The organism is Rhodococcus sp. 05-340-2 (genome assembly GCF_002258915.1).
In the GTDB taxonomy this organism is placed as follows: Bacteria; Actinomycetota; Actinomycetes; order Mycobacteriales; family Mycobacteriaceae; genus Rhodococcoides.
Genome location: NZ_NOYU01000006.1, coordinates 185,633 through 200,152 on the forward strand (window position 1 = coordinate 185,633; position 14,520 = coordinate 200,152).

The 14,520-nt window shown below is 64.8% G+C and carries 12 protein-coding genes; 10 read left to right on the plus strand and 2 right to left on the minus strand.

What is annotated here, in order from left to right; translation table 11 throughout:
* Positions 1–86: 86 nt before the first annotated feature.
* The 8 genes from CH271_RS02305 to CH271_RS02340 all read left to right on the plus strand — a co-directional run bounded on the left by CH271_RS02305 (position 87) and on the right by CH271_RS02340 (position 8,718).
* Entirely contained in the window at positions 87–998 is a 912-nt protein-coding gene (locus CH271_RS02305; protein ID WP_094632496.1) for a Rossmann-like and DUF2520 domain-containing protein, read from the plus strand.
* Positions 995–1,939 carry a pantoate--beta-alanine ligase gene (gene panC, locus CH271_RS02310; RefSeq protein WP_094632498.1) on the plus strand — a complete coding sequence of 315 codons (945 nt, stop codon included), beginning with the start codon at positions 995–997 and terminating at the stop codon, positions 1,937–1,939. Before CH271_RS02305 ends, panC begins: the two co-directional genes overlap by 4 nt.
* Positions 1,940–1,943: 4 nt before the next feature.
* Positions 1,944–2,375 (plus strand): aspartate 1-decarboxylase, encoded by a 432-nt coding sequence (panD, locus tag CH271_RS02315; protein ID WP_032380718.1) that lies wholly within the window; start codon positions 1,944–1,946, stop codon positions 2,373–2,375.
* Between the two features lie 4 nt (positions 2,376–2,379).
* Positions 2,380–3,180: a type III pantothenate kinase gene (locus CH271_RS02320; RefSeq protein ID WP_094632500.1), complete on the plus strand. Its 801-nt coding sequence runs from the start codon at positions 2,380–2,382 to the stop codon at positions 3,178–3,180.
* Between the two features lie 159 nt (positions 3,181–3,339).
* Positions 3,340–3,909 (plus strand): cysteine dioxygenase, encoded by a 570-nt coding sequence (locus CH271_RS02325; protein ID WP_082323837.1) that lies wholly within the window; start codon positions 3,340–3,342, stop codon positions 3,907–3,909.
* Positions 3,910–3,920: 11 nt separating this feature from the next.
* The gene (locus CH271_RS02330) at positions 3,921–4,343 is read left to right on the plus strand and encodes a rhodanese-like domain-containing protein (RefSeq protein WP_094632737.1); all 423 of its coding nucleotides are present in this window, start codon (positions 3,921–3,923) and stop codon (positions 4,341–4,343) included.
* A 36-nt stretch (positions 4,344–4,379) separates the two neighbouring features.
* Positions 4,380–5,903: a lysine--tRNA ligase gene (gene lysS, locus CH271_RS02335; RefSeq protein ID WP_094632502.1), complete on the plus strand. Its 1,524-nt coding sequence runs from the start codon at positions 4,380–4,382 to the stop codon at positions 5,901–5,903.
* Positions 5,904–6,177: 274 nt separating this feature from the next.
* Positions 6,178–8,718 carry an ATP-dependent Clp protease ATP-binding subunit gene (locus tag CH271_RS02340; protein ID WP_094632504.1) on the plus strand — a complete coding sequence of 847 codons (2,541 nt, stop codon included), beginning with the start codon at positions 6,178–6,180 and terminating at the stop codon, positions 8,716–8,718.
* Between the two features lie 164 nt (positions 8,719–8,882).
* Here CH271_RS02340 and CH271_RS02345 read toward each other — a convergent pair whose 3' ends face one another.
* Positions 8,883–10,208: a serine hydrolase domain-containing protein gene (locus tag CH271_RS02345; protein ID WP_094632506.1), complete on the minus strand. Its 1,326-nt coding sequence runs from the start codon at positions 10,206–10,208 to the stop codon at positions 8,883–8,885.
* 108 nt (positions 10,209–10,316) lie between these two features.
* Positions 10,317–11,537 carry a lipase family protein gene (locus tag CH271_RS02350; RefSeq protein ID WP_094632508.1) on the minus strand — a complete coding sequence of 407 codons (1,221 nt, stop codon included), beginning with the start codon at positions 11,535–11,537 and terminating at the stop codon, positions 10,317–10,319.
* Positions 11,538–11,623: 86 nt separating this feature from the next.
* On the opposite strand from CH271_RS02350, the gene CH271_RS02355 reads away from it, so the two are divergent.
* Both CH271_RS02355 and CH271_RS02360 read left to right on the plus strand, forming a co-directional pair.
* A complete protein-coding gene (locus CH271_RS02355) occupies positions 11,624–12,061 on the plus strand; it encodes an OsmC family protein (RefSeq protein ID WP_037195028.1) in 438 nt (145 codons plus the stop codon).
* A 174-nt stretch (positions 12,062–12,235) separates the two neighbouring features.
* A complete protein-coding gene (locus CH271_RS02360) occupies positions 12,236–14,518 on the plus strand; it encodes a putative bifunctional diguanylate cyclase/phosphodiesterase (RefSeq protein WP_094632510.1) in 2,283 nt (760 codons plus the stop codon).
* Positions 14,519–14,520: the final 2 nt, after the last annotated feature.

The following is a 14,520-nucleotide window of genomic DNA, read 5'->3' on the forward strand; positions in this document are numbered from 1 at the left end:
CCGCAAGGGCTCACTGTCGCTATTGTTCCCTGCAGGACGTCTGGTACCCGCCACGCGGGACTGGAACGAACGAGAGGAAATTTTCGGTGACCTTTTCTGGCACCGGTGGTCTGTCTCCGGCTCGCTTGACGGTTGGTGTCGTCTCGGCGGGACGGGTCGGTACCGCATTCGGTGAGGCGCTCGAACGCGTCGGGCATGTTGTCGTCGGTGCCGCCGCGGTGTCCGATGCGTCTCTCGCGCGGGTGCGTGAGCGGCTTCCCGAGTCCCAAGTTCTGCCCGTGGACGAGGTTGCTCGTCGCGCGGAACTGCTCGTTCTGGCCGTACCGGACAGCGAGTTGGCGTCGATCGTCGCGGGCCTGGCGTCCACCGGGGCGGTTGCACCGGGAAAGTTGGTGGTGCACACCTCCGGAGCGAACGGGATCTCGGTGCTCGAGCCTCTGGCTGCTCTCGGTGCCGTGCCCTTGGCCATCCACCCGGCCATGACGTTCAGCGGCGGAGCCGAGGACACCGACCGGATGACGGCCGCGTGCTTCGGCATCACTGCAGGCGACGAGATCGGCTACGCAGTGGCGCAGGCTCTCGTTCTCGAGATCGGCGGCGAGCCGGTGCACGTCCCCGAGAACAACCGGGCGCTCTACCACGCCGCGCTCGCGCACGGCAGCAATCACCTCGTCACACTGGTGGTCGACGCCGTCGAAGCGCTCCGAGTTGCGTTGGCCGGACCGGGTTTTCCCGGTTCGGATTCCGAACGCGGTGTGCCCGAGCGTGTTCTGGCCCCGCTGCTCGAAGCTGCGCTGGACAATGCGCTGCGCAACGGCCAGTCTGCCCTCACCGGGCCGGTGGCCCGCGGCGACACCGCTGCAGTCGGCAAGCATCTCGACGTGCTCGAGTCCGTGGATTCGCGGATCGCAGCCGGATACCGCGCGCTGTCGTTGCGATCGGCACAGCGCATCGGTGCCAAGGCAGACCTGATCGAACTTCTGGAAGGGAATCGATGACCCTCGCGGGCAGCTACACCAAGGGGCAGTTGACGGTTCACCACGATCCTGCGGTGATCACGTCGGTGTCGAAAGCACTGCGGGGGGTCGGGAAGCAGGTCGCTCTCGTACCGACCATGGGTGCCCTGCACGCCGGGCACCTGCAGCTGGTGCGGCAGGCCAAGCTCACCGGGGCAGTGGTGATCGTGTCGATCTTCGTCAACCCTCTGCAGTTCGGTGTGGGCGAGGACCTCGATGCCTACCCGCGGACTCTCGACGCCGATGTGGCACTGCTGCGTGAGGAGGGCGTCGAACTGGTCTTCGCGCCGTCGGCGTCGGACATGTATCCGTCGGGTCCGCGCACCACCGTCAATCCCGGTCCGCTCGGCGCAGAACTCGAAGGCGCAAGCAGGCCTACGCATTTCGCAGGAATGCTCACCGTCGTGGCCAAACTGCTGCAGATCGCTGCACCGCATCGCGCCTACTTCGGCGAGAAGGACTACCAGCAACTGACGTTGATCCGGCAGATGGTGCGCGATCTGAACTTCGACGTCGCCGTCATCGGGGTTCCGACGGTTCGCGAGCAGGACGGACTCGCCTTGTCCTCGCGTAACCGGTATCTCGATGCCGAGCAGCGCGATGCTGCGATGGCGCTGTCGGCCGCACTGGTCGCCGGGGCACACGCCGCGGCCGGCGGCAGCGAGGCCATCATCGCCACTGCGCGTGCCGTGCTGGACGAGGCACCGCTGGTGCAGGTCGACTACCTGGAGGTACGCGACCCGCATCTCGGACCCGCTCCCGAACGTGGCGACGGCAGACTGCTCGTGGCAGCCAAGGTGGGCACCACGAGATTGATCGACAACGTCGGTGTCGCCGTCGGCACCGGTTTCCTCGAGGCAGGAGTGGAGCCTGCGGAACGACCAGAAGAAATTAGCCCGGACGATCCCACAAGTGGAGAGTGACACGATGTTTCGTACCATGATGAAGTCCAAGATCCATCGCGCCACCGTGACGCATGCAGACCTGCACTACGTGGGCTCGGTGACTGTCGATCAGGATCTGATGGAGGCGGCCGATCTGCTCGAAGGCGAGCAGGTCACCATCGTCGACATCGACAACGGCGCTCGACTCGAAACGTACGTGATCACCGGTGAGCGCGGCAGCGGTGTCATCGGAATCAACGGAGCTGCAGCACATCTGGTGAACCCGGGCGACCTGGTCATCCTGATCGCCTACGGGGTGATGAACGAGCAGGAGGTTGCCGACTACGCGCCGCGGGTGGTGTTCGTCGACGAGAAGAACCGTCCGGTCGAGTTGGGCAGCGACCCGGCTCATGCGCCTGCGGGCTCGGGTCTGATCACGCCGCGCGATCTGCGGGCCGATTCCGTGCTGGTCTGATTCGATGCTCCTCGCGATCGATGTGCGCAACACCAGCACCGTGGTCGGTCTGTTCACCGGCACCGGTGATCACTCGAAACTGCTGCGCGATTGGCGAATTCGGACGGACCCGCATGTGACGGCCGACGAGCTGGCTCTGATGTTGCGCGGTCTGCTGGGTGAGGACGCCGAACGGATCACCGGAGTCACTGCGCTGTCGACCGTGCCGTCCGTGCTGCGGGAGATGCGGACGATGCTCGCGCGCTACTGGGATCACGTGGTGCACGTGATGGTGGAACCCGGTGTGCGCACCGGAGTGCCGTTGCTGGTCGACAATCCCAAAGAGGTCGGTGCGGACCGTATCGTCAATGCCCTTGCGGCACACGACCTGTACGGCTCGGCGTGCATCGTGGTCGACTTCGGAACCACCACCTGCGTCGACGTCGTCTCGGCCAAGGGCGAATTCCTCGGCGGCGCCATCGCCCCAGGACTCGAGATGTCGGCGTCGGCCATGTCGACCCGCACTGCCACGCTGCGCGAGGTGGAGATGATCCGGCCTCGTTCGGTGTTGGGCAAGAACACTGTCGAATGCATCCAGTCGGGCACCATCTTCGGTTTCGCCGGTCTGGTGGACGGCCTGGTCGGGCGAATTCGACGGGAGGTTCCCGAGGTGACCGGAACGGATGTCGCCATCATCGGGACCGGCGACATCGCCGCGCTGATCCTGCCGGAATCGACGACCATCGAGCACCACGAACCGGATCTGACGCTCGAGGGTCTCCGTCTGGTCTACGAACGCAACATGGCAAAGCGGCGGCCACGCTGAATGTTTCGGCGGCGGCCACGCTGAGTGTTTCGGATCAGCGCTGGCGGATCCGGCGTTCGTGTGTCAGAATCGTCGGCGTGATGACGTGCATGGCCACCCAGGAGTGTTGTCGAGGCTGAACCCTGCCTCGTTCGTAACACACCCCTGGAGTAGAGCTTCATGCTTTCCACACCTGTATTTTCTGCACCCTCCCGTACCCGGTTGTCGTCGCGTTCGGTCTCGACGCTGCCGACTCGGTTGCGTCCACCGGACCTGCTGCGCATCACCGACCAGGGCGCATCCGACGTCCTCGAGGGCCGCTTCGATCACCTGCTTCCCGACGGTGGCCGCTGGCCGACGGACGAGCGTTGGGCCGTCCGTCTGCATTCCGACGACGACCTCGACGTCTGGTTGATCAGCTGGGTTCCCGATCGGTCCACCGAACTTCACGATCACGCGGGGTCGCTCGGTGCGCTGACCGTGCTCAGTGGCTCGCTCCTCGAATATCGTTGGGCTGGAACAGGACTGAGGCAGCGTCACCTCGACGCCGGTGATCAGGCGTCGTTCCCGCTCGGGTGGGTGCACGACGTGATGCACGATCCGGCGTCGGACACGACGGGTCCCACTCTCAGCGTGCACGCCTACTCGCCGCCGCTGACGGCGATGTCCTACTACGAAGTGACCGAACGGTCCACGCTGCGTCGTACCCGTAGCGAGCTCACCGACGAACCCGAGAAGGCCACACTGTGACCATCCAGACCATGACCATTGTCGACATGCTCGAATCCGCGCGCGAGACCATCGATCGCATGACCGTCTTCGAACTGCGAGACGCCGTGGAGCGAGGTGCCGTCGTCATCGACATCCGCCCCCAGGCGCAGCGAGCAGTCGAGGGAACGCTGCCCGGCGCACTCGCCATCGAACGCAACGTCCTCGAATGGCGTCTGGACCCCGCGAGCGATGCGCGCCTGGCGATCGCCGTCGACCACGACGTGGAGTGGATCGTCATCTGCTCCGAGGGCTACACCTCCTCGCTCGCCGCCGCGTCGCTGCAACAGCTCGGTTTGCACAAGTCCACCGACCTGGTCGGCGGCTACCAGGCGCTGAAGTCGGCCGGACTGCTCGGGGTACTCACGCAGGCCAAGCACTGCGTCCGTGAGGCCGAGGCCGTCGCTGCGCACTGATCGTCCTCACTCGCTCGGACTGTAAAGTGTGTGCGCGTGACTGACACAGCTTCTCCCCAGCAGGCCGACGACACCCCGGAGCAACTACGGATTCGTCGTGCCAAGCGCGCCGCGCTGCTCGAGCGCGGGGTCGAGGCATATCCGGTGTCCGTCCCGCGGACCCATTCGCTGCTCGAGATCCGCACCGAGTTCCCCGAACTCGAACCCGATACGACCACCGGCCTGATCGTCGGAGTCGTCGGCCGCATCATCTTCGTGCGCAACACCGGCAAGCTGTGCTTCGCCACCTTGCAAGAGGGTGACGGCACCCAGCTGCAGGCGATGATCAGCCTGGCGGGTGTCGGCGAGGACGCTCTCGCGGAATGGAAGTCCGACGTCGATCTCGGCGACTTCGTGTTCGTGCACGGCGAGGTCATCAGCTCCCGACGCGGCGAGCTGTCCGTCATGGCCGACGCCTGGCAGATCGCGTCGAAGTCGCTGCGGCCGCTGCCCGTCGCGCACAAGGAACTGAACGAAGAGACGCGAATCCGGCAGCGCTACCTGGATCTGATCACCAACCCGACCTCGCGTGAGACCGCCCGCAAGCGCATCGCCGTCGTCCGGGAACTGCGTAACGCACTCGAGCGTCGAGGATTTCTCGAGGTCGAGACGCCGATGCTGCAGACGCTGCACGGCGGCGCGGCTGCTCGCCCGTTCGTCACCCACTCGAATGCGATGGACACCGATCTGTACCTCCGCATCGCGCCGGAGCTGTTCCTCAAGCGTTGCGTCGTCGGTGGCATCGAGAAGGTCTTCGAGATCAACCGCAACTTCCGCAACGAGGGTGCCGACTCCTCGCACTCGCCGGAATTCGCGATGCTCGAGACGTACGAGGCGTACGGCACGTACGACGATTCGGCGAAGATGACGCGTGAGCTGGTCCAGGAAGTGGCCATGGCCGCTCTCGGATCCACGGTCGTGACGCTGCCCGACGGCAGCACCTACGACCTCGGCGGCGAATGGACGACGCTCGAGATGTACCCGTCGCTGTCGGAATCGCTCGGATTCGACGTCACGCCCGACACCACCGTCGACGAGCTCCTGGCGATCGCCGACAAGGTGGGCGTCGAGGTTCCGCGCAAGGACGGTGTCCCGATCTACGGTCACGGCAAGCTCGTCGAGGAGCTGTGGGAACACCAGGTGGGCGACGCGTTGACCGAACCCACGTTCGTCCGTGACTTCCCGGTCGAGACGTCTCCGTTGACGCGTCAGCACCGCAGCAAGCCGGGCGTCACCGAGAAGTGGGATCTGTACGTCCGTGGGTTCGAGCTGGCCACCGGCTACTCCGAGCTGGTCGACCCGATCATTCAGCGCGAGCGTTTCGAGGACCAGGCGCGCCAAGCCGCTGCCGGCGACGACGAGGCGATGGTGCTCGACGAGGACTTCCTCGCCGCGATGGAACAGGGCATGCCGCCGACCACCGGAACCGGCATGGGCATCGACCGTTTGTTGATGGCGCTGACCGGGTTGGGCATCCGCGAAACGATCCTGTTTCCCATCGTCAAGCCGTCCCAGGCCTGATCGGACGGTGAACGGCTGTTCGCCAGCAGCGGACAGTGAACGGGAAACGTTTTGCATAGTGCCTGCGTTATGAACAGTAAGCAGGCAAGGCAGTCCGTATGTGCGGGCGGTTGCGCAGCATTTCAGGGGTGGAGGGTCGGCGTTCGTAACGTCGGCCAACTACAGTGAGAACCAGTCTTACCTTCAAATGCACAAGCGACCTCAGCGTATGGACACTGCGGCGCTAGAAGAACTGGTGGGCGAGCTACCACCCACCAAGAAGTGAGGGAGAGCGATGTTCGAGAGGTTCACCGATCGCGCGCGGCGTGTTGTCGTCCTGGCTCAAGAAGAAGCCCGGATGCTCAACCACAACTACATCGGCACGGAGCACATTCTGCTCGGCCTCATCCACGAGGGCGAAGGCGTCGCAGCCAAGTCTCTCGAGTCGCTGGGCATCTCCCTCGAAGGAGTACGCAGCCAGGTCGAGGAGATCATCGGCCAGGGCCAGCAGGCTCCGTCCGGACACATCCCGTTCACCCCGCGCGCCAAGAAAGTACTCGAGCTCAGCCTGCGTGAAGCACTGCAGCTCGGCCACAACTACATCGGCACCGAGCACATTCTGCTGGGACTGATCCGCGAAGGCGAAGGCGTCGCAGCTCAGGTTCTGGTCAAGCTCGGAGCCGACCTCAATCGCGTGCGCCAGCAGGTCATCCAGCTGCTGTCGGGCTACCAGGGCAAGGAACCGTCCGAGAGCGGCAGCAGCCGCGGCGAAGCGGGCACTCCGTCGACGTCACTGGTTCTCGACCAGTTCGGACGCAACCTCACCCAGGCCGCACTCGAAGGCAAGCTCGACCCGGTCATCGGTCGCGCGAAGGAAATCGAGCGCGTCATGCAGGTGCTCTCGCGTCGCACCAAGAACAACCCTGTTCTGATCGGCGAGCCCGGTGTCGGTAAGACCGCAGTCGTCGAAGGCCTGGCTCAGGCCATCGTCAACGGCGAGGTCCCCGAGACCCTCAAGGACAAGCAGCTCTACACCCTCGACCTCGGCTCGCTCGTGGCCGGCAGCCGTTACCGCGGTGACTTCGAAGAGCGCCTGAAGAAGGTGCTCAAGGAGATCAACACCCGCGGCGACATCATCCTGTTCATCGACGAGCTGCACACGCTCGTCGGCGCAGGTGCCGCAGAAGGTGCCATCGACGCAGCGTCGATCCTCAAGCCGAAGCTGGCTCGCGGCGAACTGCAGACCATCGGTGCCACCACCCTCGACGAGTACCGCAAGTACATCGAGAAGGACGCGGCCCTCGAGCGTCGTTTCCAGCCCGTCCAGGTCGGCGAGCCGACCGTCGAGCACACCATCGAGATCCTCAAGGGTCTGCGCGATCGCTACGAGGCACACCACCGCGTCTCGATCACCGACGGTGCCCTCGTCGCGGCTGCCACCCTGGCCGACCGGTACATCAACGATCGGTTCCTGCCCGACAAGGCAATCGACCTCATCGACGAGGCGGGCGCGCGGATGCGCATCCGCCGGATGACCGCGCCGCCGGACCTGCGCGAGTTCGACGACAAGATCGCCGACGCGCGCCGGGAGAAGGAATCGGCCATCGACGCACAGGACTTCGAGAAGGCTGCGAACCTGCGCGACAAGGAGAAGACCCTCGTCGGTCAGCGTGCCGAGCGTGAGAAGCAGTGGCGCTCCGGCGATCTCGACGTCATCGCCGAGGTGGACGACGAGCAGATCGCCGAGGTTCTGGGCAACTGGACCGGCATCCCCGTCTTCAAGCTCACCGAGGAAGAGACCACTCGTCTGCTCCGTATGGAGGACGAGCTGCACAAGCGGATCATCGGTCAGGTCGAGGCAGTCAAGGCCGTCTCGAAGGCGATCCGTCGTACCCGTGCAGGGCTGAAGGACCCGAAGCGTCCGTCGGGCTCGTTCATCTTCGCCGGCCCGTCCGGTGTCGGTAAGACCGAGCTGTCGAAGGCTCTCGCGAACTTCCTCTTCGGCGAGGACGACGCACTGATCCAGATCGACATGGGCGAGTTCCACGACCGCTTCACCGCGTCGCGCCTGTTCGGTGCTCCTCCCGGATACGTCGGCTACGAAGAGGGCGGCCAGCTCACCGAGAAGGTCCGCCGCAAGCCGTTCTCCGTCGTGCTGTTCGACGAGATCGAGAAGGCCCACCAGGAGATCTACAACACGCTCCTGCAGGTACTCGAAGACGGCCGTCTCACCGACGGCCAGGGACGCACGGTCGACTTCAAGAACACCGTGCTGATCTTCACCTCGAACCTCGGTACCTCGGACATCTCGAAGGCAGTCGGCCTCGGCTTCTCCTCGGGTGAAGGCACCGGATCGAACTACGAGCGGATGAAGCTCAAGGTCAACGACGAGCTGAAGAAGCACTTCCGCCCCGAGTTCCTGAACCGTATCGACGACATCGTCGTGTTCCACCAGCTCACCAAGGACGAGATCATCCAGATGGTCGATCTCATGCTCAACCGAGTCGAAGGTGCGCTCAAGAACAAGGACATGGCGATCGAGGTCACCGAGAAGGCGAAGTCGTTGCTCGCCAAGCGCGGATTCGACCCCGTCCTGGGTGCGCGGCCACTGCGTCGCACCATCCAGCGCGAGATCGAGGACCAGTTGTCGGAGAAGATCCTCTTCGGCGAGATCGAAGCCGGCCAGATCATCCTGGTCGACGTCGAGAACTGGGACGGCGAAGGCGCAGGCGAGGACGCGAAGTTCACCTTCCGCGGCGAGAAGAAGGCCATCATCGTCCCCGACGAGGTCCCGGTCGATCTGGCCAAGGCCGCCGGAGACAGCGACAGCGAGTAAGTTTCACAGCTCCACACAACGGGCGATCCTCTTCGGAGGGTCGCCCGTTGTCGTATGGCCACCCGCCCCTCCCGTTCGCGTCAATGGACCCTTGCACCGCCCAGACGTATGCAAGGGTCCATTCACGCGGGTAGCCGTCGGGCGTGAATGGACCGTTGCAACGGTCAGACGTGTGCAGTGGTCCATTGACGCAGGGCCCGAGCACCGAGGGCAACGGCGATGAGGGCAAGTTCAGCGAGCAGAATCCAGAACAGCAGCGCGATGTCAGGAGCCCAGCGGGCCAGGGTCGAGATCGGCGCACCGGCGAGTGCGGGTAGCGCGAAGTACAGCAGTCCGCCCGCGCCGAGGGCAGCGAGGGCGCGCGCGGGTGCCCATCGACCCGGGGCAGTTTCGAATCCCAGCAGGGTTGTCGACGCACAGATCGCCAGCAACACCGCGAGTGCGCTCGACGCGATCAGCGCGATCTCGTACATGCCGAGGCCGGTGGTGCGAGGTTCGTCGATGCCGAGTCGGGCGAGCACGAGGGAGCGGGCCGCGGAGGCGAGCTTGTCGGCCTCGAGTTCGCCGAATCTGTTGGTCGCGAAGACCACAGCCAGGTGTCGTTCCGGAACGAGTGCAACGTGACTGAAGTAGCCCGGGACCGCCCCGGAATGCCAGCGCATCTCGGTACCGTCGGGCAGCGTTTCTACGTACCAGCCGTAGCCGTACGCCGCGCCCGAACCCGTCGGCACCGTATCGGGACTGTTCGACGCCGGAGCGGTCAGTTGCCTGGATGCATAGCGTGAGAGTTCGTCGATGGAGCCGCTCAGGTAGCCGTAACCCATTCCTGCGGAGTCGATTCCGGTATCGATGCTGCGGGGAAAGGTGAAGAACGGCACGTGGCCGGGTGCGACGTCGCCTGCGGTGTGCACTCCGGTCTCGCGGGCCACGATGTCGGCGAAGGGCTCGGCGGTGACCTTCTCGACGATCGCCTGCAACAGTAGATAATTCAGGCTCGAGTAGCGGAAGGTGCCGCGGTCGGTGACGGCGACGTCCAGGGTGGGGACGACGTCGAGCGCTCGCGCCGTACGCCCCCACACATCCAGTTCGGTGACGTCGTGGGGGAGACCGCTGGTGTGGTGGATCAGGTTCTCGATCGTGACATCGTCGGGAACGATCGAATCACTCTCCGGCAGAATCGAATTGACGGTCCGGTTCAAGTCGAGATCTTCATGTTCGACGAGTGAGTACACCGTCGCCGCCGTCACCGACTTCGATACCGAACCCCACACGAACGGAGTTCCCTCGTCGATCGGCGCACCGTCTCCGTCCAGGCCGTACTCGACGTTCTCCAACACCTCGTGCTCGGACACGACACGGAACGCGACCCCCGGCAGTCCAAGTCCTTCGGCGACAACTCCGATGTCCGACGCCGTGCCGGGGTCCGGTGAGGTGGGGGAACCTGCGGTCAGCACTGCTACGACGGTGAGCAGAGCGTGGGCGATGCGCATGGATGGAGTGAACCAACCTCATCGGGGGCGACGCCTCGGTGAACACCCTGATTTCACACCTGAGATCGGCTGCGCCTAACGGGTCGTTCCTGCAGGCTCCACTCCTGCCTATCGGGTCGTTCCTGCAGGCTCCACTCCTGCGTCAACCAGCCCCGCGATCCAGGGCAGGACATCTTGATATGCCGCCAGAGCCCCGGGTAGGTGGTTCGCGCCCTCGACCGGGATGGCCGGGAGGTCGTATTCGCGGTAGGTGATGTCTGCGCCCAGATCGCGCCAGCGCTCGAGCAAGGTGCGGCTCTGCTCGATGGGTACGGTGTCGTCCTCGACTGCGTGCGACAGGTACACCGGCATGGCGGGGGCGATGCGCCCCACGGTGTTCGTCTCGGTGATGCCGGACAGAACCGGGTTGCTCAATTGCTCGGTGAGTGGTCGGCCGTCGCGGGTCAGTTCGACCGTTCGCACTGTCGCGGTGGCCGCGGAGTCGGTGGTGCACCAGTTCTGAGCGGCGTCGAGCGCGGCGACGCCGTCGGAGTCGAAGAGGTCGCGGATACTCGCTGCTCGTTCCGGGTAGGCGTTGATCATCCCGTCGACGGCGAAGAGCACGGCGCTGCCGAGACCGGTGTTGTCGAGTGTGTCGATGTTGAGCGTCGGATCTGCCGGTGGCGCACCGACATACGCTCCTCGAATGTTCAGCTCCGGGGCGTAGGTGGCGGCGAGTTCGGCGGCGGATGCGGACGCGAACCCGCCTTCGGAGTAGCCGAACAGCACCACCGGCGTGGTGGGTTCGACGTCTGCGGTTCTGGCGGCGTCGAGCAGGGCTCGGCCCGAGGCTATCCGGTTCAGGTACGTGTGCCCGCCGGGGGTGCCCAGACCCTGGTAATCGGTTGCGACGACGCGATATCCGGCCAGCAGCAGCGGCAGGATGGCCGGGGACGAGCCGACCGTCCCGAGAACGGCCGATCCGGCGCATCGGTCCGCCATGCCGGAAGTGCCGGGCGCGTAGGCGATCACCGGCCGGGGGCCGGGTCCGGTCCACGGAGCCGTGGGGGTCATGGTGTAGCCGGATACGACCATGGGTCGATCGTGCGTGTCGGTGGACCGGTAGAGAATGCGTTCGATGTCGAATCCGAGTCCGAACCCCTTGGGCGAGTTGACGGGCAGACTTCGGACCACCTCGCCGAGCGTCGCCACCGGCTCGTCGTAGAAGTCCGTCAGGGGACCGGCTCCGGCGATCGGCGTCGAACATCCCACGATCGACAGGATCGCGATTGCCGCGATCGTTGCTGCGCGCGCGACGCGTCTCGTTTGTTGCACCCTTCGTGTCGACATCGTCGCACTCGGTAGCCCGCTCACGCTGCTGACGTTAGCCTGAGAATTGGGCCTGCACAGGGTCGACTACGAAAGGATTCGGTTCGATGCCAACTCGTACTTCACGCACAGCTTGGAATGGAACTCTGGAACAAGGTTCCGGCCAGGTAGAGCTGTCCAGTTCAGGCGCAGCGACTTTCGATGTGTCGTTTCCCAAGCGCGCCGCCGAGAAAGCCGACGGCACCACCAGTCCCGAGGAATTGATCGCCGCGGCTCATTCCAGTTGCTACGCGATGCAGCTGTCGGCGTTGATCGCCGAGGCGGGCGGTACCCCGCAGAGCCTCGAAGTCACCGCCGATGTTTCGCTCGGTCCCGACGAGCCCGGCTTCAAGCTCACCGGCATCAAACTCACCGTGCGAGGCGAGGTCGAGGGTCTCGACGCAGACGGCTTCGCGAAAGCTGCTCAGGCAGCAAAAGAGACATGTCCCGTCAGCAAGGCACTCACCGGAGTCGACATCACGTTGGACGCGGCCCTCGAAGGTTAACGGACAAATCGCCCGATGTGAGACTGGCGAACAATCGCCAGGTTTGAAATAGTTCGTTACTTGACCCATCTGCAGGGTGATTCGGTAACGAATCGAGGTCAAACGTCGGGTTCGATCGGCTGATGCGTACGTTCGGGGTATGCACCGACCGGCCTAGGAAGGATCAGCCCCACTATGTTGTGGACGCGCTTCCTGGGTCTCGGTGCACTCGCTGTCGCGGCGTACGCGATCGCCCCGCCGGGGATACCCCAAGGTGCGATATACGCAATCGTGCTTCTGGCCACAGTTGCTGCGTTCGGGTATCGCTACTTTCGGGAACCCGGGCCGGACAAGCGGACATGGAAGTACATGGCCGTCGGCGTCGGCTCCTGGGGCATCGGTGACGCGCTGATCGCGACGGTGCAGGCCGGCGGTGGACAAGTGTCGACGTTCTCCTCGTCCGACATCTTCTATCTGCTCGGCTATCTGGTGATCGCCGTGGGTTTCGCCCGAGCCGCGGACGAGAACGGGCTCGTGTTCGGGGTCGAAGAGCTACTCGAGTGCCTGGTGGTTGCCGTCGGTTTCGGCCTCGCCACATGGGTGTTCGTGATCTCCGACGATGCGGCGTGGTCGTTCTCGTCGGCGATCGAACTGTGGCCGGCGACGGTCTATCTCACCATCGATGCATTTCTGCTGACGCTCGTCGGCAGTCTGTACCTGCTGACCCGGTCGACCACGGTGCCGTTTCTGGCGGCCGCGGCCGGCGTCGTGTTCCTCGTCTCGGCCGACTTCGCGTCCTATGCCGCGGTCAACGCCTCCGAGCTGTACCGTTCGACTCTCCTGAACACGCTGTGGCTGGCAGCCTATGTGTGTTTCGGAGTGATCGCGCTTCATGTTCCCGAGCAGGCCGTGTCGCGGATCGACCGGTCCAGCCCTTTCAGATTCGGGCGCGCGAGATTCCTCGGACTCACGCTCGCGGTCGCCGTGACACCCCTCGCGATGGCCGTTCAGCTGGCCCGCGGAATACCCGTGCAACAGTGGGGTTGGGTGATCGTGGTGTCCTCGGCACTGGTCATCGCCCTCGTCGGGTGCCGCATGGCGTGCTTCCTGAACACGCTGCGGCTGCAGACCGCGGTACTAGAGGACGTGGCTCGGACGGACGCTGTCACCGGACTGGCCAGCCGCCGACTGCTCCGAGAGCGGCTGGACACGATGCTCGCCACCCGCGGTGATTCGGACGTCTTCACGCTCGTGGTGGATATCGATCGCTTCGCCCAGATCAACGAGACCTTCGGGTACAGCGTCGGAGACAGTGTGCTGCGCGAGATCGGTCATCGCCTGGTCGCATCGGTAAGATCCGACGACCTCGTCGGTCGGCTCGGTGGGGACCAGTTCGTCGTGGCCATGCGCAGGCGGCCGGCTCGGATCGACGTATCGGACACCGCCGAGCGGCTCCAGTTCGCGGTCAGCAGAACGATGTTCGTGCACGACATCAACGTGGCGCTCGACGCGGCCGTCGGAATCGCGTCGACCGAGGTTCCGACGGCGAGTCAGGTGGACGGTGAGGCGATGCTTCAGCGTGCCCACGTGGCGTTGACGGCCGCGAAGGCCGGCCACACCCGCGTCGGTCGTTACGAACCCGACATGGATCGCGACCGCCACGATCAGATGCGGTTGCTGGGGGAACTCGACACGGCGATTCGTGACCACCAGCTTCGAGTGTTCTTCCAGCCGTGCCTGGACCTGGAATCCGGCAGTGTCGATCGCGTCGAGGCGTTGCTGCGGTGGCAGCATCCACGTGAGGGTCTGATCGGACCGTCGATGTTCCTGCCCGACGCAGAGCGCACCGGCATGTTGCCCGCCATCACCGCGCTCGTGCTGGACGAGGCATTGGCGCAGTGCAGTGCTCTGCGCCGCCGCGGTGTCAATCTGTCTGTCTCGGTGAATCTTTCGGTCCGAAATCTGCTCGACGAGACGCTCACCGAACAGGTCGTGGCCGCGCTGGCGAAATATTCGGTTCCCGCGCATGCCTTGGAATTCGAGGTCACCGAGACGACGGCGATGACCGATCCGGTGCGTTCGGTGAACGCGTTGACGTCGCTGCGTGGCCTCGGCGTCACCATCGCGATCGACGACTACGGCACCGGCTACAGCTCGTTGGCCTACCTGCAGACACTGCCGGTGCAGACGCTCAAGATCGACCGCTCGTTCGTGTCGAAGATGAACACCGACGAAACCGACGCGTCGATCGTGCGCTCGACCATCGACCTGGCTCGAAGCCTCGGGGTGCGGGTGATGGCAGAGGGGGTCGAGGACGCGGGCACGTTGGATGCGCTCCGCGAGTTGGGCTGCGACGGTGCCCAGGGTTACTTCCTCGGGAAGCCGATGTCCGCTGAGTTCCTGGTCGACGCTGTGGCGAAACTGGATTCGGAGATGCCGACGAAACTCGAATGGGAGCTCGCCCGCGAACGCATCTGAGC